At 70.6% G+C, this 25,229-nt stretch carries 21 protein-coding genes and 1 tRNA gene; 7 read left to right on the top strand and 15 right to left on the bottom strand.

Going from position 1 to position 25,229, the window contains the following annotated elements; all coding sequences use genetic code 11:
- Window positions 1–127: 127 nt before the first annotated feature.
- The 6 genes from prfA to lysA all read right to left on the bottom strand — a co-directional run bounded on the left by prfA (window position 128) and on the right by lysA (window position 8,787).
- Window positions 128–1,207: a peptide chain release factor 1 gene (gene prfA, locus KOL93_RS12625; protein ID WP_221585750.1), complete on the bottom strand. Its 1,080-nt coding sequence runs from the start codon at window positions 1,205–1,207 to the stop codon at window positions 128–130.
- A 6-nt stretch (window positions 1,208–1,213) separates the two neighbouring features.
- Window positions 1,214–3,436 carry a transcription termination factor Rho gene (gene rho / locus KOL93_RS12630; protein ID WP_308291631.1) on the bottom strand — a complete coding sequence of 741 codons (2,223 nt, stop codon included), beginning with the start codon at window positions 3,434–3,436 and terminating at the stop codon, window positions 1,214–1,216.
- Window positions 3,437–3,661: 225 nt separating this feature from the next.
- Entirely contained in the window at window positions 3,662–5,065 is a 1,404-nt protein-coding gene (gene thrC / locus KOL93_RS12635) for a threonine synthase (RefSeq protein ID WP_221585751.1), read from the bottom strand.
- A gap of 13 nt (window positions 5,066–5,078) precedes the next feature.
- On the bottom strand, window positions 5,079–6,035 hold the full coding sequence (gene thrB / locus KOL93_RS12640; RefSeq protein ID WP_221585752.1) for a homoserine kinase: 957 nt from the start codon (window positions 6,033–6,035) through the stop codon (window positions 5,079–5,081).
- A gap of 2 nt (window positions 6,036–6,037) precedes the next feature.
- On the bottom strand, window positions 6,038–7,354 hold the full coding sequence (locus KOL93_RS12645; RefSeq protein ID WP_221585753.1) for a homoserine dehydrogenase: 1,317 nt from the start codon (window positions 7,352–7,354) through the stop codon (window positions 6,038–6,040).
- Window positions 7,351–8,787: a diaminopimelate decarboxylase gene (gene lysA / locus KOL93_RS12650; RefSeq protein WP_221585754.1), complete on the bottom strand. Its 1,437-nt coding sequence runs from the start codon at window positions 8,785–8,787 to the stop codon at window positions 7,351–7,353. Before lysA ends, KOL93_RS12645 begins: the two co-directional genes overlap by 4 nt.
- Window positions 8,788–8,999: 212 nt before the next feature.
- Here lysA and KOL93_RS12655 point away from each other — a divergent pair, with 212 nt between their 5' ends.
- On the top strand, window positions 9,000–9,581 hold the full coding sequence (locus tag KOL93_RS12655; RefSeq protein WP_221585755.1) for a bactofilin family protein: 582 nt from the start codon (window positions 9,000–9,002) through the stop codon (window positions 9,579–9,581).
- Window positions 9,582–9,655: 74 nt separating this feature from the next.
- On the opposite strand, the gene KOL93_RS12660 is transcribed toward KOL93_RS12655, so the two are convergent.
- Window positions 9,656–11,311, bottom strand: coding sequence for an arginine--tRNA ligase (locus KOL93_RS12660; RefSeq protein ID WP_221585756.1), 1,656 nt, complete (start codon window positions 11,309–11,311; stop codon window positions 9,656–9,658).
- Window positions 11,312–11,407: 96 nt separating this feature from the next.
- On the opposite strand from KOL93_RS12660, the gene KOL93_RS12665 reads away from it, so the two are divergent.
- Both KOL93_RS12665 and KOL93_RS12670 read left to right on the top strand, forming a co-directional pair.
- Window positions 11,408–12,175 carry an SGNH/GDSL hydrolase family protein gene (locus KOL93_RS12665; protein ID WP_221585757.1) on the top strand — a complete coding sequence of 256 codons (768 nt, stop codon included), beginning with the start codon at window positions 11,408–11,410 and terminating at the stop codon, window positions 12,173–12,175.
- Between the two features lie 6 nt (window positions 12,176–12,181).
- Entirely contained in the window at window positions 12,182–12,964 is a 783-nt protein-coding gene (locus tag KOL93_RS12670; RefSeq protein WP_260406561.1) for an SGNH/GDSL hydrolase family protein, read from the top strand.
- Between the two features lie 6 nt (window positions 12,965–12,970).
- On the opposite strand, the gene KOL93_RS12675 is transcribed toward KOL93_RS12670, so the two are convergent.
- From KOL93_RS12675 to KOL93_RS12685, 3 genes are all read right to left on the bottom strand, one after another.
- The gene (locus tag KOL93_RS12675; RefSeq protein WP_221585758.1) at window positions 12,971–15,601 is read right to left on the bottom strand and encodes a polysaccharide lyase family protein; all 2,631 of its coding nucleotides are present in this window, start codon (window positions 15,599–15,601) and stop codon (window positions 12,971–12,973) included.
- Window positions 15,602–15,851: 250 nt separating this feature from the next.
- Window positions 15,852–16,490, bottom strand: coding sequence for an SOS response-associated peptidase family protein (locus KOL93_RS12680; RefSeq protein ID WP_221585759.1), 639 nt, complete (start codon window positions 16,488–16,490; stop codon window positions 15,852–15,854).
- Window positions 16,491–16,595: 105 nt separating this feature from the next.
- Window positions 16,596–16,671 (bottom strand) — tRNA-Arg (locus tag KOL93_RS12685).
- Window positions 16,672–16,761: 90 nt separating this feature from the next.
- Here KOL93_RS12685 and KOL93_RS12690 point away from each other — a divergent pair.
- Entirely contained in the window at window positions 16,762–17,421 is a 660-nt protein-coding gene (locus KOL93_RS12690) for a dihydrofolate reductase family protein (protein WP_221585760.1), read from the top strand.
- 36 nt (window positions 17,422–17,457) lie between these two features.
- On the opposite strand, the gene KOL93_RS12695 is transcribed toward KOL93_RS12690, so the two are convergent.
- From KOL93_RS12695 to KOL93_RS12715, 5 genes are all read right to left on the bottom strand, one after another.
- A complete protein-coding gene (locus tag KOL93_RS12695; protein ID WP_221585761.1) occupies window positions 17,458–18,318 on the bottom strand; it encodes a CPBP family intramembrane glutamic endopeptidase in 861 nt (286 codons plus the stop codon).
- 102 nt (window positions 18,319–18,420) lie between these two features.
- Complete coding sequence (locus KOL93_RS12700) at window positions 18,421–19,044, bottom strand: YcnI family copper-binding membrane protein (protein ID WP_221585762.1); 624 nt, start codon at window positions 19,042–19,044, stop codon at window positions 18,421–18,423.
- A gap of 65 nt (window positions 19,045–19,109) precedes the next feature.
- Entirely contained in the window at window positions 19,110–19,697 is a 588-nt protein-coding gene (locus KOL93_RS12705) for a hypothetical protein (RefSeq protein WP_221585763.1), read from the bottom strand.
- Window positions 19,698–19,707: 10 nt separating this feature from the next.
- Window positions 19,708–20,430 (bottom strand): tRNA (guanosine(46)-N7)-methyltransferase TrmB, encoded by a 723-nt coding sequence (gene trmB / locus KOL93_RS12710; RefSeq protein ID WP_221585764.1) that lies wholly within the window; start codon window positions 20,428–20,430, stop codon window positions 19,708–19,710.
- A 24-nt stretch (window positions 20,431–20,454) separates the two neighbouring features.
- Entirely contained in the window at window positions 20,455–21,297 is an 843-nt protein-coding gene (locus KOL93_RS12715) for a DUF3097 family protein (RefSeq protein ID WP_221585765.1), read from the bottom strand.
- A gap of 135 nt (window positions 21,298–21,432) precedes the next feature.
- Between KOL93_RS12715 and KOL93_RS12720 the strand changes: the two genes are divergently transcribed.
- The 3 genes from KOL93_RS12720 to KOL93_RS12730 all read left to right on the top strand — a co-directional run bounded on the left by KOL93_RS12720 (window position 21,433) and on the right by KOL93_RS12730 (window position 25,214).
- Complete coding sequence (locus KOL93_RS12720; protein WP_221585766.1) at window positions 21,433–23,451, top strand: TPM domain-containing protein; 2,019 nt, start codon at window positions 21,433–21,435, stop codon at window positions 23,449–23,451.
- Between the two features lie 72 nt (window positions 23,452–23,523).
- Window positions 23,524–24,261, top strand: coding sequence for a PspA/IM30 family protein (locus tag KOL93_RS12725; protein WP_221585767.1), 738 nt, complete (start codon window positions 23,524–23,526; stop codon window positions 24,259–24,261).
- Window positions 24,262–24,395: 134 nt separating this feature from the next.
- Window positions 24,396–25,214, top strand: a complete 819-nt coding sequence (locus tag KOL93_RS12730; protein ID WP_221585768.1) for an arginase family protein — start codon at window positions 24,396–24,398, stop codon at window positions 25,212–25,214.
- The last annotated feature ends 15 nt before the right edge of the window (window positions 25,215–25,229 follow it).

Genomic DNA, 25,229 nt, shown 5'->3' on the forward strand with positions numbered 1-25,229 from the left:
GGTGCTCTCCCCCGTCGATGTGCGGGCCGCAGGACGCGGGCCCACACATCAGGAGCACATCGGACGCCGCCAGATACATTCGCCGAGAGCCGATTCGCCGCCGCGAGGCGACAGGCCGGGAATCGACCTACTCGGTGTCGCCGACGGCGGCGAGGCGCTCGGCCTCGTCGGCGTCGATGCAGCTCTGGATCACCGGGTCGAGGGCGCCGTCCATGACGCTGTCGAGATTGTAGGCCTTGAAGCCCGTGCGATGGTCGGCGATCCGGTTCTCCGGAAAGTTGTAGGTGCGGATCCGCTCCGACCGATCCATGCCGCGGATCTGGCTCTTGCGCGCGTCGGCGGCGAGAGCCGCGAGCTCCTCCTGCTGCCGCGCGAGGATGCGCGCCCGGAGCACGCGCATGGCCGCCTCGCGGTTCTGGAGCTGCGACTTCTCGTTCTGCATCGAGACGACGATGCCCGTCGGCAGGTGGGTGATCCGCACGGCCGAGTCGGTCGTATTGACCGACTGCCCTCCCGGACCCGAGGAGCGGTACACGTCGATCTTGAGATCGTTCTGACTGATCTCGACCTCGCCCGGCTCATCGACCTCGGGGAAGACGAGCACGCCCGTCGTCGACGTGTGGATGCGCCCCTGCGACTCGGTCGCCGGGACGCGCTGCACGCGATGGACGCCGCCCTCGTACTTGAGGTGCGCCCAGACGCCCTGCGCGGGATCGTTCGAGGATCCCTTGATCGCCAGCTGGACATTCTTGTAGCCACCGATGTCGGACGGATCCGCCTCGATCATCTCGGTCTTCCAGCCCTGCGCATTCGCGTACTGCGAGTACATGCGCAGGAGATCGCCCGCGAACAGGGCGCTCTCGGCGCCGCCCTCGCCCGCTTTGATCTCCATGATCACGTCGCGCCCGTCGTCCGGGTCGCGCGGGACGAGGAGGCGGCGCAGGCGCTCCTGCACCTCGGCGAGGTGCGTCTCGATCTCGGGGATCTCGTCGACAAACGCCTCGTCTTCCTTCGCGAGCTCACGGGCAGCCTCGAGGTCGTCACCGGCCTGGGACCACTCCTCGTAGGCGCGCACGATCTTCGAGAGCTCGGCGTAGCGCCGATTGACGCGCTTCGCGCGCGCGGCGTCGGCGTGCACCGCCGGGTCGGAGAGCTCCTCCTGAACCCGACGGTGCTCGTCGATCAGCGACTGAACGGACTCGAACACGGTCGGTCAGCGGGCGTCGTCGTGGCCCGCGCCACGGCCCCCAGCGGTCGGCATGCTCTTCTGCATCTGCACGAGGAACTCGACGTTCGACGACGTGTCCTTGAGCTTCTCGAGGATCACGGCAAGCGCGTGCTGCTGGTCCATTCCGGCCAGCGCGCGGCGCAGCTTCCACGTGATCTTGACCTCGTCGGGGCTCAGCAGCATCTCCTCGCGGCGCGTGGACGACGCGCTGACGTCGACAGCCGGGAAGATGCGCTTGTCGGCAAGCTGTCGCGACAGGCGCAGCTCCATGTTGCCGGTGCCCTTGAACTCCTCGAAGATGACGTCGTCCATCTTGGACCCGGTCTCGACGAGCGCGGTCGCGAGGATCGTGAGGGATCCGCCGTTCTCGATGTTGCGCGCGGCGCCGAAGAACTTCTTCGGCGGGTACAGCGCCGACGCGTCGACGCCGCCCGAGAGCACGCGGCCGGAGGTGGGAGCCGACACGTTGTAAGCGCGGCCGAGGCGCGTGATCGAGTCGAGGAGCACGACGACGTCGCGGCCCAGCTCGACCAGGCGCTTCGCGCGCTCGATCGCGAGCTCGGCGACCGTCGTGTGGTCCTCGGCCGGACGGTCGAACGTCGAGGCCACGACCTCGCCGTTCACCGAGCGCTGCATGTCGGTGACCTCCTCGGGGCGCTCGTCGACGAGCACGACCATGAGGTGAGCCTCGGGGTTGTTCTGCGCGATCGCGTTCGCGATCTGCTGCATCACGATCGTCTTGCCCGCCTTCGGGGGCGCGACGATGAGGCCGCGCTGGCCCTTGCCGATCGGCGAGACGAGGTCGATGATGCGCTGCGTCGTCTTGTCGGGCGCGGTCTCCAGACGCAGGCGCTCCTGCGGGTAGAGCGGCGTGAGGCTCGAGAACTCGACCCGGTTCGCGGCGTCATCTGCGGAGAGGCCGTTGACGGAGTCGACCTTGACGAGCGCGTTGTACTTCTGACGCCCATTCTGCTCACCCTCGCGCGGCTGCTTGATCGCGCCGACGACGGCGTCTCCCTTGCGCAGGTGGTACTTCTTCACCTGTCCGAGGGACACGTACACGTCCTGCTGTCCGGGGAGGTAGCCCGTGGTGCGGACGAACGCGTAGTTCTCGAGGACGTCGAGGATTCCCGCGATGGGGATCAGCACGTCGTCGTCGTTGATCTCGGGCTCGAACTCGTCCTGCCCGGGACGGCCGCGACCGCGCTTGCCCCGACCGCGGCCCTGCGCCTGCGCCTGGGCCGAGGGGCTCTGCTTCTGCTGCTCCTGGGGCTTCTGGCCGCCGTTCTTCTGGCCGTTCTGACCGCCGTCGCCCTTCTGCTGCTGCTCCTCGCCATCGGCGTCGCCGCCCTTCTTGCGGCGGTTGCGCGAGCGGCTGCGACGGCTGCGACCGGAGCCCTCCTGCTCGTCGGAGTCGTTCGAGCCGTCGGAGGCGTCGCCGCCGTTCGCGGACTCGGACCTCTTCGCGTCGCCCTCGGACTTCTTCGCGTCGCCCTCGGACTCGGCGGGCGCGGAGGTCTCGGCGGGAGCTGTCTTCTCCGTCGAGGGCGCGCTGTCGACAGGCTTCTCCGCCCGCGCGGCGTCGGTCGCGGGAGCCTCGGCGGGCGCCTCCTCGGCCTGCGCGGCGGGCTTCTTGCGCGCGCGGCTGCGCGCCGGCTTCTTCGCGGGCTCCGCGGCCTTCTCCGCCTCGGCGGACGCCTCCGCGGGCTTCTCCTCCTCCGCGGGCTTCTCCGTCTCGCCGGCGTCAGCCTGAGGGGTCTCCTCGGGGGCCGGCTCCTCGGTCTTCTTGGCGCGACTGCGGCGTGCGCGGGCCGGCTTCTCCGCCGGGGCCTCCTCGGCGGGAGCCTCGGCAGCCGGAGCCTCCGCGGCGGGAGCCTCGCTCTGCTCCGCCTTCGCGGCCTCCTCGGCGGCCTTGTCGGCCTCGATCTGCTTCTTCGTGCGACGCGGAGCGCGCTTCTTGGGGGCGGCCTTCGGCGCCTCCTCGGCGACCTCGGCGGGCGCGGCCTCAGCCGGCTTCTCCGCCGCGGCTGTCGCTTCCGCCTGCTGCGCCGCGGCCGCCGCAGTGCTGGCCGTCGTCGCGCGTCGCGGTGTGCGCTTGCGCGGTGCCTTCTTCGGCGCCGTCGCCTCATCGGCCGCGGCGATCGCCTGGTCGATGTCGTTCTGTGCGGCGGCGGTGTCGCCGACCGTGGTCTCAGTGGTGGGTTCCACGAGTGCTCCTTGCGTTGGGATGTGTCAGAGCCGATCCGCACGCGGGAACATGATGCTGATACGCGCCGGAGACGGCGCGACGATCGCCCGGTTACTCCCGTGAGCGTGACGCTCCTGCAGGAGAAGTCGGGGATCCGTGCGGGGCTTCGCAGAGATGCGACGGAGGTTCAGAGTTCGTGCGAAATGGCACCCTCCGCTGTGTCCCTCACTGTACCACTGAGCCGATCAGCTCAGCGCCGACGCGGTGATGAACGCGCGCAGCGCGTCGGCATCGTCGGGCATCTCGGTGACATGCTGCGGTGCGTCGAGCATGTCGCGCACCTCCGGCGGGTACTGGAGCTCGATTCCGAGAGCCTCACGGATCGTCTCGGCGAACTTCTCGGGCTTCGCCGTCTCGAGGACGAGCATCGGGACGCCCGCCTCGAGGTGCTCGCGCGCGACCTTGACGCCGTCTGCGGTGTGCGGGTCGATGAGGTCGCCGCTGGCGGCGTGCACCGACCGGATCGTCTCGAGGCGATCCGCATGCGTCGACGTGCCGCTCGCGAAGCCGAACTCCTCGGAGAGGCGCGGCTGGTCGGGCACGGCGTCGAAGAAGCCCTGGGCGTCGAGCTCTGCCCACGCCGAGACCACGCGGGAGGCGTCGCGCTCGAACAGCTCGAAGATGAAGCGCTCGAGATTCGACGCCTTCGAGATGTCCATCGACGGACTCGACGTGGCGAGCGTCTCCGCGGCGACGCGCGGACGGTAGACGCCCGTGCGGAAGAACTCGTCGAGCACGTTGTTCTCGTTCGTCGCAAGCACGAGGCGACGGATCGGCAGCCCCATCTGCTTCGCGTAGAAGCCCGAGAGGATGTTGCCGAAGTTCCCGGAGGGGACCGTGACGCTCAGCTCAGCGGATCCGGTCTCGTCGGTCGCGCGCAGCCACGCCCAGAAGTAGTAGACGACCTGTGCCGTGATGCGCGCGAGGTTGATCGAGTTGACCGCGCCGAGACGGTGAGCGTGCTTGAACTCGAGGTCGCCCGCGAGGCGCTTGACGAGGTTCTGGCAGTCGTCGAAGACACCGTCGATCGCGATGTTGTGGATGTTCTCGTCGTCGAGCGAGAACATCTGCGCGCGCTGGAACGCGCTCATGCGCCCGAGCGGCGAGAGCATGAAGACCGAGATGCGGTCCTTGCCGCGCAGCGCGTGCTCGGCGGCCGAGCCCGTGTCGCCCGAGGTGGCGCCGAGCACGTTCAGCACGTCTCCGGTGCGCTCGAGCGCGTACTCGAGGACCTGTCCGAGGAACTGCATGGCCATGTCCTTGAACGCAAGCGTCGGGCCCTCGGAGAGCCCGACGAGCGTGATGCCGTCGCCGATCGGGCGCAGCGGCACGACGTCCGCGGGGAACGCCGCGTAGGCGTCGGCCGTCATCCGGGCGAGATCGTCGCGCGGGATGTCGGTCGCGAACAGGCCGAGCACCTCCGCCGCGAGCTCGGGGTACGTCAGGTCGCGCCAGCCCTCGAGCGTCGCCGCATCGACCTCGGGCATCGTCCGCGGCACGGCCAGCCCGCCGTCGCGCGCGAGCCCTTCGATCAGAGCCTCGCAGTACGACAGCGGCTCGCCGCCGCCGCGCGTGGAGATGTACTGCATCGGGGTCCTCACATCACGATCCGTCACCGGGGATCTCCATTCTCGCGTCGACCGATTCTCTCGCCGTTCCGCCCAGGAAGTCGACGGCGAGCATGAGCGGGTGCCAGGATCCGTCGGTCGCCTCCGCCGCCACGTCGACCGCCTCGAGGCGGCGACCGGGTCCGTCGGCGAGCACGAGGATGCTCGGGCCCGCGCCGGACACGACCGCGGCGAAGCCGCGCGCGCGCAGCGCGCCGACGAGTGCGAAGGTCTCGGGCATCGCCTGCGCGCGGCGCTCCTGGTGCAGCCTGTCGTCCGTCGCGGACATGAGCAGGTCGGGACTCTGCGTCAGCGCCGCGATGAGCAGCGCCGATCGCGACACGTTGAAGACCGCGTCCTCACGAGACACCTCGGGGTCGAGGACGCTGCGCGCACGCGACGTCGACATCGTGTGGTCGGGCACGAACACGACGGGAGCGACGCCGCGGTGGACGAGCAGCTTCTTGTGCTGCGGCACGCCGTTCTCGGTCCACGCGATCGTCAGACCGCCGAACAGCGCGGGCGCCACGTTGTCGGGGTGCCCCTCGAGCTCCGTCGCGAGACGCAGCAGGTCGGTGTCGGTCAGCTCGGCCTCTCCCTGGAGCAGGCCCTTCGCCGCGAGCACGCCGGCCGCCACGGCCGCACCCGACGAGCCGAGGCCCTTGCCGTGGGGGATCCCGTTGCGCGCGACGATGCGCAGGCCGGGCGCCCGATGCCCGACCGCCTCGAAGCAGTAGCGGATCGTCCGCGCGATCAGGTGCGACTCATCGCGCGGGATCTCCTCGGATCCGGATCCGGTCACCTCGATCTCGAGTGCGCCGTCGGCGAGCGCGGTGACCTCGAGCTCGTCGTACACGCTGAGGGCGAGCCCCAGGGTGTCGAAGCCGGGTCCGAGGTTCGCGCTGGTGGCGGGGACGCGCACATGCACCGTGCGCTCCCCCGCGCCGACCATCGTCAGTCTCCCTCGACGCGCAGCACACTGACCACGCGCTCGACGACGTCTGCCGCCGCCAGCGTCTCGACCGTGTCGCTGAGCGCCTGCTCGCGCGCACTGTGCGTGCCGATCACGAGGCGGGCGCGGCTCGTGCCGCTCGCATCCTCGGAGACCGTCTGCTCGACCGTCGCGACCGAGACGCCGCCGTCACTCAGGAGGCCCGCGACGGCGGCGAGGACGCCCTGCTCGTCCGTGACGTCGAGCGTGATCTGGTACCTCGTGGTGATGCGTCCGATCGGCGCGATCGGCGCATCGCCCCTGGCCGACTCGCCCACGCCGACGCCGCCCGCGATGTGACGGCGCGCGGCCGACACGACATCGCCGAGCACGGCGGAGGCCGTCTCGACGCCGCCCGCGCCGGCGCCGTAGAACATGAGCGGTCCCGCGGCCTCGGCCTCGACGTAGACGGCGTTGTTGCCGCCGTGCACGCTGGCCAGCGGGTGCTCGCGGTCGACGAGCGCCGGGTACACGCGCACGGAGATCGCCTCCTCCTCGTCGCCCTCGGCCGCCAGGCGCTCGCACGTCGCGAGCAGCTTGATGACGAAGCCGGCCTTGCGGGCGTTGTCGATCGCGGCGGCATCGATCGACGTGATGCCCTCGCAGTGCACCTGGTCGAGCGGGACGTTCGTGTGAAACGCGAGGCTCGCGAGGATCGCGGCCTTCTGCGCGGCATCGTGACCGGCGACGTCCGCCGTCGGATCCGCCTCGGCGAAGCCGAGCGCCTGCGCGTCGGCGAGCACCGCGTCGAAGTCGGCGCCCTCCTTGTCCATGCGGTCGAGGATGTAGTTCGTCGTGCCGTTGACGATGCCGAAGATCCGGCGTACGCGGTCACCCGCCAGCGAGTCCTTGAGGGGGCGCACGATCGGGATCGCGGCCGCAACCGCCGCCTCGTACGACACGGTCGCGCCGACCTGGTCGGCGACCTCGAAGATCTCCGCACCGTGCGTCGCGAGGAGCGCCTTGTTGCCCGTGACGACGTCGGCGCCCGAGCGCAGCGCGTCGAGGATGTGCGTGCGGGCGGGCTCCATGCCGCCCATCAGCTCGATCACGATGTCGCTGCCGACGATGAGCTCGTGCGCGTCGGTCGTGAGCAGCTCGCGCGGCAGCGGAGCGTCGCGCGGGGCGTCGACGTCGCGGACGGCGATGCCCGCCAGCTCGAGCCGGGCTCCCGCGCGCTCCTCGAGCTCGTCGGCGCGCTCGAGGAGCAGGTTCGCGACCTGCGATCCGACCGAGCCGGCGCCGAGAAGGGCGACGCGCAGAGTGCGGTGATCGATCATTTCTCTCCCTTGTTGAGTGCAGGGGACGGCAGCCCGGCGTCGCGGGCGAGCAGATCGTCGATCGTCTCGCCGCGCACGATGACGCGCGCCTCTCCCTCGCGCACCGCCACGACGGGCGGACGCGGGACATGGTTGTAGTTGCTCGACATGGCCGCCGAGTAGGCGCCCGTCGAGGCGACGGCCAGCAGATCTCCCGGCGTGATGTCACCGGGGAGGTACTCGTGGTCGACGACGATGTCGCCAGACTCGCAGTGCATGCCGACGACCCGCACGAGCGCAGGCGCGTCGTCGCCCGTGCGCGACGCGAGACGCGCCGAGTACTGGGCGCCGTACAGCGCGGGGCGGACGTTGTCGCTCATGCCGCCGTCGACCGCGACGTAGAGACGCTCCGCGACCCCCTCGGTCGTCTCGACGCGCACGGGCTTCGTCGTGCCGACCTCGTAGAGCGTCACTCCCGCCGGTCCCATGATCGAGCGCCCGGGCTCGAACGCCAGGGTCGGCAGCTCGATGCCGCGCGCCTGGCACTCATCGGCGACCGCGTCGACGATGCCGTCGGCGAGCTGCTCGATCGGCGCCGGGTCGTCGGCGCGCGTGTACGCGATGCCGAACCCGCCGCCCAGGTTGAGGAGGGGAACGGATCCGCCCTCGAGCAGCCGCTCATGCAGCTCGAGCACGCGCGATGCCGACTCCCGAAAGCCGGAGATGCCGAAGATCTGCGACCCGATGTGGCAGTGCAGGCCGGAGAACTCGACGAACGAGAGCTCTCGGATCCGCGCCACGGCCTGTTCCGCATCGTCGAGAGCGAAGCCGAACTTCTGATCCTCGTGCGCCGTCGCGAGGAAATCGTGCGTGTCGGCGTGCACGCCGCTCCGCACGCGCACGAGCACCTTCTGAGTCACACCGCGGCGCTCGGTGATGGCGCCGAGCCGCTCGATCTCGATGGACGAGTCGACGATGATCGTGCCGACACCCGCTTCCACCGCCCGCTCGAGCTCGCTGACGCGCTTGTTGTTGCCGTGGTAGCCGATGCGCTCGGCCGGGACACCCGCGGCGAGAGCCGTCTCGAGCTCGCCTCGCGAGCAGACGTCGACGCCGAGCCCCGCCTCGATCATCCACCGCGCGACCTCGGCGCACAGGAAGGCCTTGCCCGCGTAGTAGACGCGTGCGACGCCCCCGTGACGGGCCGTGGCCGCGACGAAAGCGCGGTGGGTGCGCGCGGCCTGATCGCGCGCGTGCTGCTCGTCGATGACGAGGACGGGGGTGCCGAGCTGTTCGACGAGATCCGTCGCGCGGGATCCGCCGAGAACGAGGACGCCGTCGGGATCCCTCGTCGCCGATGCGGGCCACACGAGATCGGCGAGGTCGTTCGCGTCGTCGGGGCGGATGAGCCACTCGGGAGCGAGCGGATGCGCGGAGGCGGGCACAGAGACCATCGGGCGTCGGGGGACCTTACGAGATCAGGGAGAGGCGATGCCACAGAGTCTAGGCGATCCGCTCGATCGGCCCGAGTCGAGGGGACTCTGGGCTTCTTACCCTCTTCTCACGTTGGCCACATGGGCGCCTCACGCCGGCTCCATAGCGTCGATCCCGCCGACGGAGAACCGCTCCCGCGGCGCAGTTCCGAGACAGAAACCGAGGAGTCATCATGAAGATCCGCACCGCGATCGCCGGCGCCGCAGTCGCCGCTCTTGCCCTGTCCCTCGTGCCGACGGCGGCCTTCGCCGACGACGTCACGCGCAACGGGAGCTACACCGTCCGAGCCGGGCAGACCATCGACGGAGACCTCACCGTGAAGAACGGCACGCTCGTCATCCGCGGCACGGTCAAAGGCAACGTGCAGCAGGTCGGCGGCGGCTCCGTCTTCGTCGAAGGGCGTGGCGTCGTCGAGGGCAACGTCACCGAGCGCGGGACGGGTGGCGCCGCCGTGCGGAACGGCGGACTCGTCAAGGGCAACGTCCACGAGTACGACGACGGCCTCATCCGCGTCCAGTCGCGCGGGTCCGTCGACGGCAACGTCATCGAGAAGAGCCGCGGCAACGTGTACATCGGCAGCAGCGTCGACGGCAACGTCACGGAGGACGACGGCGGCCACCTCTTCCTGTACTCCGGAGCCCGTGTCGACGGCAACGCGTACGAGAAGGACGGCGGCAACCTCTACAAGTACAAGGGATCCCGCGTCGAGGGCGACGTCGTGGAGAACGGCAGCGGCAAGCGCATCAATCGCTGACCCCGCCAGTCCGCGATGACGAGACCTCCTGCCGACCGGCACGGGGTCTCGTCGCGTCCACAGGGTGCGTGAGACTACATGCGCTCGGGCGCGCTCACTCCGAGGAGGCCGAGGCCGTTGCGCAGCACCTGCCCCGTGGCGTCGTTCAGCCAGAGGCGCGTGCCGTGCACGGGCTCGACGGGGGCGTCGCCCTTCGGCGTCACGCGACAGCTGTCGTACCAGCGGTGGTAGAGCCCCGCGAGCTCTTCGAGGTAGCGGGCGACGCGATGCGGCTCGCGCACCTCGGCCGCGAAGCCGACGATGCGCGGGAACTCCTGCAGGGCGCCGAGCAGGGCCGCCTCGGTCTCGTGGCTCAGCAGCTCAGGTTGGAACGCCTCGCGCGTCACGCCCGCGTCGACCGCGTTGCGCGCGACGTTGACGGTGCGCGCGTGAGCGTACTGCACGTAGAAGACGGGATTGTCGTTCGTGCGCTTTCTGAGGAGGTCGGGGTCCAGCGACAGCGGCGAATCGGCCGGGTAGCGCTCGAGCGAGTAGCGCAGCGCATCGGTGCCGAGCCAGTCGCGCAGGTCGTCGAGCTCGATGATGTTCCCGGCACGCTTCGACAGGCGAGCGCCGTTGATCGAGACGAGCTGGCCGATGAGGATCTCGATGTCCTTCTCGGGATCGTCGCCGGACGCGCCGGCGAGGGCCTTGAGGCGGTGCACGTACCCGTGGTGGTCGGCGCCCAGCAGGTAGATCTTGTGCTGATACCCGCGGTCGCCCTTGTTGAGGTAGTACGCGGCGTCAGCGGCGAAGTACGTGTAGACCCCGTTGCCGCGGCGGATCACGCGATCCTTGTCGTCGCCGAAGTCGGTCGTCTGCACCCAGACGGCGTCCTCGGAATCGTAGACGTGCCCCTGCTCCCGCAGGCGGTCGACGGCCTGGTCGATGAGGCTCGGGGAGCCCTCGTGCAGCTGGCTCTCCGAGAACCACACGTCGAAGTGCACGTTGAACTTCGCGAGCGATTCCTGGATCTCGGCGAGCTGGAGGGCGTAGGCCGCATCGCGCACGGCGTCGAGCCGCTCGCTCTCCGGGCGCTCGAGGAGGGCCGGGTGCTCCGTCTGCACGCGCTCCGCGAGCTCGTCGATGTAGGCGCCCTTGTAGCCGTCTTCCGGCGCCGCGTCTCCCGTCATCGCCGCGAGCACGCTGCGGCCGAAGCGCTCCATCTGGGCGCCGGCGTCGTTGATGTAGTACTCGCGGGCCACGTTCGCGCCCGATGCCTCGAGGAGGCGTCCGATGGCGTCGCCGAGCGCGGCCCAGCGCGTGTGGCCGATGTGCAGGGGACCGGTGGGGTTGCCGCTCACGAACTCGAGGTTGATCGAGTTGCCCGCCTGCGAGTCGTTCCGCCCGTACTCGGCACCCGCCTCGACGATCGTCTGCGCGAGCTGGCCGGCCGCGGCGGCGTCGAGGCGCACGTTGATGAAGCCGGGGCCCGCGATCTCGACCGACGCGACGCCACCCACCTCGGCGAGGCCGTCCGCGATCTCCTGCGCCAGCTCGCGCGGGTTGGCGCCGAGCCTCTTCGCGAACTTCATCGCCGTGTTCGTCGACCAGTCGCCGTGGTCGCGGTTCTTCGGGCGCTCGACGGTGATGTCGGTCGCCGAGATCTCGATCGGCTCGCCCGGGCGTCGTCGCTCGGCGATCGGCGTCAGGACGGCGAGCAGAGCGGAGGCGAGAGCATCGGGATTCATAGGCCTCTGATTCTATGGCGTGTCGCCGTGAGCTCCTGAACGGATCGTGCGCGGAACGTGATGAGTGACTCAGCGACGCCCCTTTAAGCTGGTGCCATGCCCCGTCGGATCCGTCGCGCCCTCGCCTGCCTCGGCATCGTGGTGCTCGGATCCGGTGCACTCGGCGCCTGCGCGACCGAGTCGCACGGCATCGACGTCTCCGGCGACTGGCCCATCGTCGCCGCGCCGCACGGGACCGCGTCCGCCGGTCCCTCGATGCTGATCCTCGGCGACTCGTGGACCAACGGCATGGTCGCCTCGACCCCCGAGCACGGCTACGCGAATCGGGCCGGAGCGATGCTCGACTGGGAGACGACGGTCGACGGCGAGAACGGCAGCGGGTATCTGAAGGCGGGCGCGCGCGGCGGCACGTTCGGCACGCGCGCACTGCAGCTCGATCCCGAGCTCGCACCCGACGTGATCGTGATCCAGGGGTCCATCAACGATCGTGGCGAAGACCTGACGCGCCTGACGCCGGTCGCGCGAAGCGTCTGGCGCGCCGTCGAGGCCAAGTACCCCGACGCGCAGCTCATCGTGCTGGGCCCGGCACCGAGCATCCTCCCCGTCTCGCAGCGGACCGAGCGCATCGACACCCTCCTCGGCGTGGCTGCGGCGGCCGAGGGCGTCGACTACATCTCCCCCATCGAGGAGGGCTGGATCACCCGCGCGAACTACGACGACATCATCGACTCGTCGACGCGCGGCGCCCATCACCCGAGCGATGACGGCCACGCCTACCTCGCCGAGATGCTCGTCGACGACCTCGGCGCGCTCGTGCCCGGAGGCGGCACGGAGGCATCCGGCGGCATGGCCGACGGAGAATAGCGCGCGATGTCCGCGCGGGTTCCGCTCGGCCTGGCCGTGATCGTCGGCACGGGCCTCGCCGCCGTCTCGTGCGCGTCCGCCGGCCCGCAGACCGCTTCGGCGCATCGACCCGCCGTCGCCGCCTCGTCAGACGCCGTCGTCGTCACGCTCCCCCGTGATCCGACGATGCTCGTGTTCGGCGACTCGTGGACATGGGGGCGCGCCGCGACCGAACGCGATCTCGGCTACGCCCACCGCATCGGCGAGACGCTCGGCTGGCCCACGACCGTCGACGGCGAGCGCGCGAGCGGCTACCTGCGCGCCGGCCTCGAGGCCGGGACGTACGCGTCGCGGATCCGCGCCCTGCCCCGCGAACCCGCTCCCGATCTCGTCGTCCTCCAGGGCTCCATCAACGACCGCGCGCACGACCTCTCGCGATTCCGCGATGCCGTCGACGAGGCGTGGGACGCCCTCGACGCCGTGTACCCCGATGCGCGCCTCGTCGTCGTCGGCCCGGCGCCGCAGGTGCTCCCGGTCGAGCCCGGCACCCAGCGCATCGACGAGCTGCTGCGCGCCGCGGCGGCCTCGCGCGCCGTTCCGTACATCTCGCCGATCGACGCCGAGTGGATCACGACCGCGAACTACGATGCCTTCATCGACACGTCGACGGCCGGAAACGACCACCCGAGCGACGCCGGCCACGCGTACCTCGCCGAACGCCTCGTGGAGGCGCTCGGCGAGGTCGCGGTCCTCGACGACCCCGTCGTCGCCCTCGAGGAGACGCCGGCCCCCGCGCCCGACGAGGGCTGACGCGGCTCAGGCGAGCTCGAGTCGGATCGCGTCGTACGCGGCCTCGTTCCAGAGGTGCTCCGCGCCCTCGTTGATCTGCAGCGTGATCACGTTCCCCTGCGGCTTCAGCAGCGCACCGTCGAACGCGAACTCGCGCCGGAAGCTCCGCCCGCCGCAGCCTGAGCGGTAGGTCGCTCCCCGTGCGTCGTCCGGCTCGAACGTCCACACGAACGGCTCGCCGTTGACGCGGATCGTGAGGTTGCTCTGCTCCGGCGGAATCGGCAGGGCGGACCCCATCGCCCACGCCGCGAGCCACACGGAGAGCGTCGCCTGCGCGCCCGGCGCCGGCGCGCGATCGAGGTCGAACAGGATCCGCCACGGCGTCTCCTGCCGCGAGACGTGCAGGCGATAGACGGTCGGATCCCCGCCCGCCGCCGACGTCACATGGATCTCGATCGCCGAATGCTGAGCGTCGAGCGGAACGATCAGCCCCTCCTCCGGCACCGTCGCGCCGCCGATCGAGACCACCGCGCCCGCGCGGCCCGCGGCCCGCACGACGACGCTCTCCCGGTCGTGTGGGACATCGGCGGCGAAGTCGGAGCGGAACGCGCTGAACCCGGGCACGACTTCCGCGTCGTCCACGCTGAGGCTCGCGAGCACGGGGACGGCTGCTTCGACGTCGACGATCTCGACCGCGTTGATCCGCCCGTCTCCGCCCATGGCGAGGTCGAGCCGACCCGAGTCGACCGTCACGCGCTCGGTGTGGACGGCGTACTCGCCGCTCCCGGCAGAGAGCTCGACGACGGGGGAGCCCTGGAACGAGACCTGCGACGCGTTCGACGCGATCGCGTCACCCGAGACGACCGTCACGTCGTACTCGCCGTTCGGCACGTCCACGGAGAACGTGTACGGCCCTCCCACGGTGAAGTCCCGCTGGAGGTCGCCGTCCGCATCGCGATCGCGGTACGAGACGGACCGGTCGAGGCCGAACCCGCCGCCCGCACTGTAGAGCGTATTCTGCGCGACGCGCTGATATCCGTCGGCCACCGGGCTTCCCGTGCTCCCGAAGTCGAACAGCCACACGCCGTCGGCGTCCTCCGGGACGACCGTGCCCTCGGGCGCCGCGACCTCGTACGCACGCTGGTAGTGGACGTAGTTCCAGTCCTCGTCCGTGCTCTCGCCCACTGTGTAGGTCACGCCGTCCGGGAACGCGTCGCGGAAGGTGTGGAAGAGGCCGTACTGGCGGAAATCGCGCCCGTGACGGAACTCCATCGACGTCCGCGTGGGTGAGCCGATCTGGAAGACGGTCTCGCCGTGGGTCTCGGGCTCCCAGAGCATCCGGCCGAGCTCGATGTCCTGCCCCGCCCTCACCTCGACGTCGTCGATGACGTACTCGCCCCATACGCCGTCTCCGTAGATGGTGAGGCGGTAGGTCCCGGCTCGCACGCCCTCGATCGAGAACCGTCCGCCCTTCCCGATGTCCGCCCAGTAGTTGTAGCCGAGCGCCGTGTCCTGCATCGGCGTGCGGTTGTCGGAGAGGACGACGACGGCGCCGTCGAGCTGCGCGACGCCGGGAATCGCCGCCTTCCCCCGCACCCGCGAGCGCTCCTCCGCCGGCGCCCAGCCCTCGATCGCGAGGCGGTCGTAGAAGTCGGCGTGCGTGCCGGTGCGCGCCTGCTTCTCGGCGTCGCGTCGCAGTGCGCGCGGATCGTCGCCCTTGTTGAGATACACGAAGTAGGGCCCGTACGTCTTCTGCCACTGCTCGCCGGCGGCGACGCGCACGGGACGGACGCCGTAGTGGGTGGCGTGCGGCTCGACGAGGAGAACGGGGCCGCCGCTGCGCTGATGCAGGACGAGATCCTGTCGCACGGGGCCGCCGGAGAACGCCTCGAGGTTCGGCAGCGCCGCCCACATGCCGTATCCGCTGCCGTAGAGGCCGTGAAGCGAATGGTCCTTCATGTACGCCGACCAGTCGTACTTCGTGTAGTACCGGCGCGGGTAGGCGCTTCCGGTCCCCTCGAGATCGGTCGTCGCGTCCATGACCGTCCGGCCGCGGGAGAGGTCTCCGGGGGTCGGCATCTGCGCCGCCTGCTCGCGCCACGGCGTGGCCCCCTCGTCGTCGGGCACGTACGCGTGAGTGAAGGTGTCGCCGGCGATGTAGAACACGTACCGGTGCTGGTCGATGCGGAACCCGTGGAACTCCGCGGGGTGGTCGTAGCTGTAGGCGAGGTGGATCCCCGCCTCCCCGGCGCGGAGGATGTGGTGCCGCACGAGGTAGCACGGCATCCCGCTCGAGGGGGCGTGCCGGAACGCGACGTCGACGAAGTCCTGCTCGGCGCGGACGACGAGGCCGTTCTCCGCCGGCGGCAGCGGGAGCCCGCCCCCTTCGCGTGCGGCGTTCATGTCATAGTTCCCTCGCCCGACCATCTCGACGCCGTCGTAGACGAGCGATGACATCCGACCATTCGATCGATCAATGACCATGCGGACGATGCCGTTGTCGACGATGACCTGCGTGTCGGTCTCCTCGACGGCCGGTGCGCCGTCGACGGATGCAATGGCGGGACTGGAGGAGAAGGACGTGGCCACGAGGGCCACAGCGGAGATACCGGCGAGCTGCCCGAAGGTGCGCCGCGTCATTGCGGGTGTGGGAGTCATGCGTCGGAAATTATCACGATTCAATCGGACAGTGGAAGGCAATCATCCGATCTTTATGATCTCCGCGCCCCGACATGTCGAACCGGCGTCGCCCGGAGCGAGACCGCGTCGCCCGGGATCCCGCCGGTGCGAGCGTGAGCGCACGCGTCAGACGCCGCGCTCGGGGAGGAGCGCGTCGAGGCGACGCCACTCGGCCCAGCCGATCCCGCCGACCGGCGAGTTCGCCGCAGCGTACGTCGAGTGATCCGCGCTACGGGCGCCCGGTCATCGGCCGGGCGCGGATGCGCTGGTCTTCTGCGGATGCGGCGCCCAGCGCCGCGTCGATGAGGTCCTGCGCCGGCGCATCGCCGCTCAGCCACTCCGGCGCGAAGCCGGCCGGGATCAGCAGCGGCATGCGCTCATGGACGCCCGCGTGCCTCTCGAGCCCCGGACGCATGATGATCGAGTAGCACGTGAACTCGGCGCCGTCGCTCGTGCGGCCCGGCCGGGTGACGGCGGCCATTCCGAGCAGACCGTCGTCTTCGGCGGCGAAGCTGTGCCACGTGCGGCTCGGCTTCTGCATCTCGAACCACCGCGTCGCGGGGACGATCGCGCGGCTGCGCAGCGCAGCGGGGCGATCGCGCAGGCGCTCGGAGCGCGAGTTGATCGAGGGGAACTTCGCCGGCTCGCCGTCGACGAGATACCCCCACCACGCGAGCTCCAGCGTCGGCGCCCCGCCGCTCGACACGATGAGCGGATTCAGATTCCGCTTGTTCTTCCCCGTCGGGCGCAGCGTCTCGTCGGCGTTCTCCTCCGCCCAGCCGCGCAGCTTCTGCAGCAGATCGGCGTCGACCGCATCGACGTAGTCGCGCTCTGTGAACCGCGGATCCAGCCCGTAACTCGCGCACATACCGCCAGCGTAGAGCTCCTCGGGCGCCGACATCGACATCCCAGACACGAGAAGATCCCGGGCTCAGCGGCCCGGGATCTTCTCGTGTGTCGCGACGAATCGCGCTGGTGCCCCCGGAGGGAATCGAACCCCCGACCTTCGGTACCGGAAACCGGCGCTCTATCCCCTGAGCTACGGAGGCGGACCGGTCCACAATACCAGGCGGTGAGGGGTGGTCCCGGCGTGACGCGGCCGATACTCTTCCGCCATCGACCTGCGACGAGGAGGAACGATGACGCGCACCGTCGTCCACAACTTCGGGGTATCCCTCGACGGGTTCGGCACCGGCGTCGGTCTGAGCCGTGACGCGCCATTCGGGCACGCGGGGACGCGGCTCCTGTCGTGGCTCATCGAGACGCCGACCTTCCGCGACATGACAGGGCACGAGGGCCATGCGCATGGCAGCTCGTCGCATCTCGACGACGTGTTCGCACGCCGGCACGAGATCGGAGTCGGCGCCGAGATCATGGGAGCGCACAAGTTCGGTCCGCCCGGCTGGCACGAGGATCCCGACTGGACCGGCTGGTGGGGCGAGGATCCGCCCTTCCACACCCCCGTGTTCGTGCTGACGCACCACCCGCGCGCGTCGCTCGAACTCGCGGGCGGAAACGTCTTCCACTTCGTCGACGCATCGCCGCAGCACGCGCTCGAGCTCGCGGCGGAGGCGGCTGGCGGTCAGGACGTGCGCATCGGCGGCGGGCCGAGCATTCTGCGCGACTTTCTCGCGGCCGACCTCGTCGACGACATGCACGTCGCGGTCGTCCCGATCCTGCTCGGCCGCGGAGTGCGCCTGTGGGACGGGCTCGAGGGGATCGAGGAGCGCTTCGACATCGAGCAGACGCGGTCGGCGAGCGGCGTCGTGCACACGACCTTCACTCGCCGCCCGCGCTGAGCGGCGTGGTGACCCGAGATCGTCCGGGCTCCGCGGCTACACGAGGAAGATCGCGTCGAGGACCCCGGGGTTGTGCGCGTGCACGAGCACGAGGAAGACGACCGCGTCGAACAGCAGGTGCACGGTCACGACGTACGCGAGCGAGCGGGTCTTCAGGAAGATGACGGCCTGCAGCAGCGCGAACGGGATCGTGAGGGCCGGCCCCCATTCGCGGTAGCCGAGCTCCCACAGGAACGAGACGAACACGATCGCCTGCAGGCCGTTCGCGGTGATGTCGGCGACGTGACGGCGCAGCAGCGCGAACACGGTGCAGATGAAGAACAGCTCGTCCCAGATGCCGACCGCGCCGACGCCGACGAACAGTCGTGCGATGAGATTCCCGTCGTCGACGACGGGCCAGTTGCGGTACACCCCGCTGGTCACGAAGTAGAACGGCAGGATCAGCCAGCCGAGGCCGACGACTCCTGCCAGCCACGCCCACTGCCACCGCGTCCACCGACCGCCCCCGCGCCAGGGAAAGCGGATCGCGTGGTCGCGGAACCAGAAGCGCGACACGACGTACGGCACGGCCACCGCCCCGCCGAGCGCGAGCGTGAACGCGACCATGGACAGGTCGTCGAGCTTCGCCGCGAGCGGGATCGAGCTGGCGCAGACGAGGCCCAGCGCGATGAGGCCGAGATCGCGCGTGAGGTGCGGCCCCTCCCCCCGTCTGCCGGCGGCGACGAGCCCGCGCCGTGCCAGCAGCCAGGATCCGCCGACGCCCACGACGAGCAGCGCGTATCCGAGCGGACGGATCTGCAGGCCGAACAGGCAGAACGCCGCGAGGCACACGACGAGCGCGGGAGCGACGGCGACCGGGAGCAGGGGCCGATCAGGCGCCTCGTACGTGGCGGGCATGCCTCTCACGATATGCCCCGCACGCGAGCGCACATGATCCCGGCAGGTGTACACGACATGTCATGTACGGGCGCAGGGATCATGTGCGCTCGCGCGGATGGGTCAGGCGCGGCGGCGGAACGCGGCGACCGCGACCCCCAGCGCAGCCAGCGCGAGCGTCGCGGCTCCGGCCCCCACGGCGATGGCCAGCGGATCCGCGCCCTCGTCCGCCTGCGCGGGTGCGGGATCCGTAAGCGTCAGGACCGGGGCGGGCGAGTCGAGCTCGTGCGGATCCTGGCCGTCCTCGGCGATCTCGCTCCAGGACACGGATCCCTCGGCGCAGACCTGCTCGACGGGGAATGCAAGCGTCTGCTCTGCATCGTCGGCGATGCCGACGAGCATCTCGGCCTCGCCGCGCAGGTCGGCCGGGATCGCCTCGTCCGCTGTGAACGTCACGGTCGAGACGCGGCCCGATTCATCGTCGCGCGCCAGGTCGATCGTCCATCCGGACGTCGCCACGGGGTGCACTCCCGTCAGACCGTCGGGCATCGTCACCTCGAGCGCCGTCGTGGGCGAGTCGTCGCAGCCGTGGTTGAAGCCGAATGTCAGGGTCGTCTCGGCGCCGGGCACGGCCTCGTCCGCCTCGATTCCGACGTGCGCCTGCGCGGCCGTCGGTGCCAGGATGAGGCCGGCGGCGATCGCCGTGCCGGTGAGCGCGAGGGCGCCCTTCTTCGTGCGAGTTGTCATCGTGTATTCCTTCGAAAGCATGCGTGAGCAGCGGTCGCAGAAGGCGCGACCGTGCGGGGATGTGATCAGAAGGAGACGACGGGTGGCCCGCGCACGCGGATTCCTGCGACCACGCGCTCCGCGGCGCGGAGTCGCGGGCGCGTGAGCGCGATGAGACGCGGAGCGTCGGGGAGGTGCGGTCGCGAGACGAGGGCGAGGGCGGCGGCGCGGATCCATGACGCACCGCGACGGATCACGCGCTCGCCGTACGCGAGGATCCCGATCGTGGCGAGCGCGGCGCACACGTGCGCGGCGAGCATCCCGGAACCCTCGGAACTCGACGGCGCGGTGCCCGCGAGCGCGGCGAGATCGAGGCCGTGATGATGGTGGTGCCCGCCACCCGCGGGAGACGATCCGGCGACCGGTCCGCCGAGTGCGTCGAACGCGGCGTGGAAGGCGACCTGGGCGACCACCGTCGTCAGGACGATGCGCGTCAGGCGCGGCCCGCGACCCATGAGCAGCGCAGCGGGGCCGACCAGCAGCGCCGCCATGCCGATGACGAGCATCGGCGCAGGCGCGGCACCGCCGCCGAGCGTGTGCGAGATCGCGGCGACGAGCGTCGTCACAGCGGACGCGAGCGCACCGTGCGCCGCGAACCGCTGCCTGCTCGTCATCGCCCCGTGCTCAGCGCGCGACGCGGCGGTAGGTGAGGTCGCGGATGTCGCGGCCCTTCTCGATACCCTTGCGCTCGAACGCCGTCATCGCGCGTCCGTCGAAGCGCTCGGCCCACTCGGCGTCGAAGGCGCGCGCGAACTCGGGAGCCGCGTCCATGACCTCGCGCATCTGGAGGGCGTAGTCCTCCCAATCCGTCGCGAGGCGCAGCACGCCGCCGTCGCGCAGCGCGCGGCCGGCCGTGGCGCCGAAGCCGTCCTTGATCATGCGGCGCTTGTGGTGGCGCTTCTTGTGCCACGGATCCGAGAAGAAGATCCAGATCTCGTCGGCGGAGCCCTCCGGCAGGAGCGTCTCGAGCACCTCCGGCGCGTTCGCCTCGATCACCCGGAGGTTCTTCGCGCCCTCCCGGTCGGCGTCGAGCATCGTGCGGGCGAGCCCGCCGACGTACACCTCGACGGCGAGGAAGTCGGTGTCGGGGCGCGCGGTGGCGGCGCTCACGATCGCGTGGCCCTGCCCGGATCCGATCTCGACGATGAACGGCGCTGTCCGGCCGTATTCCTGTTCGGGGATGAATCGTGCATCGGGGTGCACGGACGTCGAGGCCGAGTCGCGCGGTGCGTCGAACCGGTAGAACGGCGAGAGCTCCTCCCACGCGCGCTCCTGCGCGTCGGACATCCGCCCGCCGCGACGGACGAACGAGACGGGAGAGGTGCGGTGGGTGCCGGGTTCAGCCATGGGCACCAGATTACGGGGCGCGGCTCAGCGATCCCCGACGGTGACGAAGTCGATGAGCTCTTCGACGCGGCCCAGGAGCGTCGGCTCGAGATCGCGGAACGTCGTGACGCGCGAGAGGATGCGCTGCCACGCGAGCCCGATGTCCTCCTTCGTCTCGGCGGGCCAGCCGAGACCGCGGCAGATCCCGGTCTTCCAGTCCTGCCCCCGCGGCACGACAGGCCACTGCGTGATGCCGAGGGCGGCGGGCTTGACGCACTGCCAGACATCGACGAACGGGTGGCCGACGATCTTCATGTGCGCCCCGTGCGGCCCCCGGAGGATCTGCTGAGCGATCCGCTGCTCCTTGGATCCGTCGACGAGGTGATCGACGAGGACGCCGTAGCGGCGCTGGGCCGTCGGGGGCTCTTCGCGCAGGAGGTCGTCGAGCAGGTCCAGCCCCGCGAGGAACTCGACGGTGACTCCCTCGGCGCGCAGATCGGCTCCCCACACCTTCTCGACCAGCTCCGCGTCGTGCTTGCCCTCGACGAGGATCCGGCTCGGCAGCGCCACACGGGCCCGGTCGTCCGCCGAGGTGAACGAACCGGAGGCGGTGCGCGTGCGACCCCGCGGCTTCGCGACGGCCTTCTCGAGGATCACCGGCTCACCCTCGATGAGGAATCCGGCGCCCAGCGGGAAGGTGCGCCTGCGCCCCTTCCAGTCCTCGAGCTCGACGTTCCCTGCCTCGACGCGTGTGATCGCTCCGCACCAGCCGTCGCCCGCGACCTCGACCACGAGATCGAGCTCGGCGGGAACCGGCTTCGAGACCTTCTTGCCCTTGTCTCGCCATCCCGAGGCGAGCACATCGGATCCATACCTGTCGTCGTGCATCCGTGACAGCTTACGAAGGCTCGGGTGATCCGCGGGTGATTCCGCGCCGCGACGGCGGGAATCGCCCTTCCGATGTCAGATGTCATCCATAGGATCGTGTGCAGCGGGTTCCACCGCCCGCGCAAGGGAGAACGCATGCGCCTGGTTCGCACTCGACTGCTCGGCGCGCTCGGCATCGCTGCCGCGCTGCTGTTCGCGCCGACCACGGCGTCCGCGACGTCCCCCGTCACGCTCGGGGCCGGGTACGTCCACGACGAGGCCGACGTGCTGAGCCCGGCAGAAGAAGACGCCGCGCAGCAGCGCCTCGAGCAGCTGCGGAACGACAGCGACGCCGAGATGTGGGTCGTGTACGTCGACGAGTTCACGGATCCGTCCGACTCCGCCGAGTGGGCGAACGAGACGGCCGATGACAACGGGCTGGGTGCCGATCAGTACCTGCTCGCGATCTCGACCGACGGCCGCCAGCTGTTCCTGTCCCCGCCGTTCGACGGCGGGCTCGGAGAGGCCAAGCTCGTCGCGATCGAGGAAGCGGCCGGAGCGGCCCTGCAGAGCGACGACTGGGCCGGCGCCGTCGACGCCGCGGCCGACGAGTTCACCGAGCAGGCGAAGCCCGACTTCACGTTCCTGTTCGTCCTCATCGGCCTCGCGATTCTCGTCGTCGTGGTGCTGGTCGTCCTGCGGCTCGCCGCACGTGCGAAGAAGAGGCGCGCCGAGGAAGAGGCGCGCGCGGAGCTCGCCGCCGAGGTCTCCGACGTCGACAAGCGGGCGTCCGCGCTCATGGTGCAGATGGACGACGATCTGCGCACGGCAGAGCAGGAGCTCGGCTTCGCCGTCGCGCAGTTCGGAGACGAGGCGGTCGGCGACTACGCCGCCGCGTTGTCGGACGCGCGCACGGCGCTCGATCGCTCGTTCGCGATCCAGCAGCAGCTCGAAGACGACGCCCCCGAGGCGCTCGAGCGCCAGCGCGAGATGCTCGGCGAGATCGTGTCGCTCCTCGAGCGGGCCGACCAGGACCTCGATGACAAGGCCGAGGGGTTCGAGAAGCTGCGCGAGCTCGACGAGAACGCCCCGCAGGTCCTCGAGCAGCTCGCGGCGAAGCGCGCGTCCGCCGCCGACGCCCCCGAGCGCATCGCGGCCGAGATCGCGCGCCTGCGCGAGACGTACGCATCGCCCGCGCTCGACGACGTCGACGGCAACGACGAGCAGGCCGCCACGCGCCTGGCGTTCGTCGACACCGCCCTCGACGAGGCGCGCGCACACCTCGACGCAGGCGACTCCGGCGAGGCGGCCCTCGACCTCCGGGATGCCGAGCGTGCACTGGGGCAGGTCGACGAGCTCGTCGGCGCCGTCACCGTGCTCTCCGGATCATTCGCCGAATCCGAGGCGTGGGCGAGCGAGATGATCGCCGAGCTCGAGAGCGACATCCGCCGCGCGCAGACGATGCCCGACCCCGACGGCCGCATCGCGCAGGCCGTCGCCGCGACGACGGGCCTCATCGACAACGCGCGCACGAACCTGCAGAGCTCGGCGCGCACGCCGCTCGTCATCTCGGAGGCGCTCGACCAGGCGAACGACCGCATCGACGGCGTGCTCGCGAGCGCCCGGGCCGCCGAAGAAGCGCGGGTCCGCCAGCAGCAGAAGCTCGACCACGCGATCCGTCAGGCGCAGTCGCACCTCAGCACTGCGGAGAGCTACATCAGCACCCGCCGCGGCGGCGTCGGCGCGTCCGCCCGCACGCAGGCCGCGCAGGCGCGCACAGCTCTCGACAAGGCCATCGCCGTCCAGACGACCGATGCCGATCGCGCGATCACCCAGGCGCAGCAGGCCGCACGCCTCGCGCAGAACGCCGCGCAGTCGGCGCGCAGCGACGTCCAGCGCTATGAGCGCTCCGGCTACGGCGGGTACAGCGGCGGCTACGGCCGGCGGCGCACGTCGGGAATCGGCGATGACATCGTCGGCGGCGTGATCGGCGGTCTCATCGGCGGTGCGCTGTCCGGTGGCTCCCGACGCGGGTCCGGCTGGGGCTCCTCGTCTCGTCGAGGCGGCCTCAGTGGTCTCGGCGGCTTCGGCGGCGCGTCGCGCTCGGGCGGCGGACGCCGAGGTGGCCGTTCCCGTTCGAGCGGCGGACGCCGCGGAGGAGGACGCCGATTCTGATGCGCACCATATGAATCCGCGACAGACTGTTCCCACCCGACCTCTCTCGATCCATCTCGAAAGGCACGAAACATGAGCAAGCAGTCGATCTTCGGTCGCATCTCGACTCTGATCCGCGCGAACGTCAACTCCCTCATCGACGAGGCCGAGGATCCCCAGAAGATGCTCGACCAGCTGGTCCGCGACTACACGAACAACATCGCCGACGCCGAGGCCGCGATCGCCGAGACGATCGGACAGCTGCGCCTTCTCGAGCGCGACACCGAGGAGGATCGCCGGGCGGCCGTCGAGTGGGGCAACAAGGCCATCGCGGCGAGCCGCAAGGGCGACGAGCTGCGCACGTCGGGCGACACGGCGGGTGCCGACAAGTTCGACAACCTCGCCAAGGTCGCGATCCAGCGCCAGGTGCAGACCGAGAACGAGGTCAAGGCCGTCGAGCCGCAGATCCAGCAGCAGCAGGTCGTGGTCGACAAGCTCAAGGACGGCCTCAACGGCATGAAGCAGAAGCTCGATCAGCTGAAGAGCAAGCGCAACGAGCTCGTCTCACGCGCCAAGATCGCCGAGGCCCAGAACAAGGTGCACGACGCGGTCAAGTCGGTCGACGTCATGGACCCGACGAGCGAGCTCGGACGCTTCGAGGAGAAGGTGCGTCGCCAGGAGTCGCTCGCCACGGGCAAGGCCGAGCTGTCGGCATCGAGCCTCGACGCCCAGTTCGAGTCGCTCGAGGACGTCGGCGAGCTCACCGAGGTCGAGGCGCGCCTCGCCGCCCTCAAGTCGGGTGGCAACGGCGGCGCCATCACCGCCGGCTGACCCTCGCAGCACGCGAGAGGCGCGGATCCTGACATCGGGGCCGCGCCTCTTGCGCGTTCCGCCGGCCGAGGAGCGCCCGGCTCGCGCTCTTCGGATCCCTTACGTTTCCCACATGAAAGGGGGACAATCGGCCCATGACACGGTTCGTGGTTGTTCCGCAATGGCAGGGCTCGCCCTCCACACGCGCGATGGCCCTCGTCGACGGCGCCGACGCGATCGCCGGCGACCTGCCGAGCGCCGCCTGCCTGCGCGTCGAGGTCCCCTCTGAAGCGGGCGAGAGCCTCGACACGGGCGTGCGACGCGCCAGCACGCTGCGCCGCCTGAGGAGCCGCGTCGACGAGGCGCTCGCCGAGATCGACGACGAGCGCGTGCTCGTCGTCGGCGGCGACTGCGGCGTCGCGCTGCCCGCGATCTCACACGTCGCGGGCGATGACCTCGCCGTCGTGTGGTTCGACGCGCACGGTGACCTCCACTCCCCCGCCTCGTCGCCCTCGGGCGCGTTCGCGGGGATGGCGCTGCGCGGAATCCTCGGCGAATGCGCCACGGGGCTCGCGCTCCCGCGCGGGGCCGTCACGGCGGACCGCGTCGTCCTGGCGGGCGTGCGGGCGCTCGACGACGAAGAGCACGCGTTCGCCACCCGCGAGGGGATCCGCCATCTCGGCCGCGAGACGACGGGCGCGCAGATCGCCCAGGCCGTCGTCGACACGGGCGCGAAGCGGGTCTACATCCACGTCGATCTCGACGTGCTCGACCCCGCGCACATGACGGGCGTCGCGGATGCGCAGCCGTTCGGGCTCGAGGCCGCCGCCCTCATCGACGCGATCGCCGCCATCCGCTCCGTGCTCCCCCTGGCGGGCTCCACACTCACCGGGTTCGCGCCGCAGTCGCCGCAGGCGGCCGTCGAGGATCTCGGCACGATCCTCCGCGTCGTGGGAGCACTCGCGAAGGAGTGACCCGGGCCGAGCGGG

It is taken from the genome of Microbacterium salitolerans (assembly GCF_019720895.1).
GTDB lineage: Bacteria > Actinomycetota > Actinomycetes > Actinomycetales > Microbacteriaceae > Microbacterium.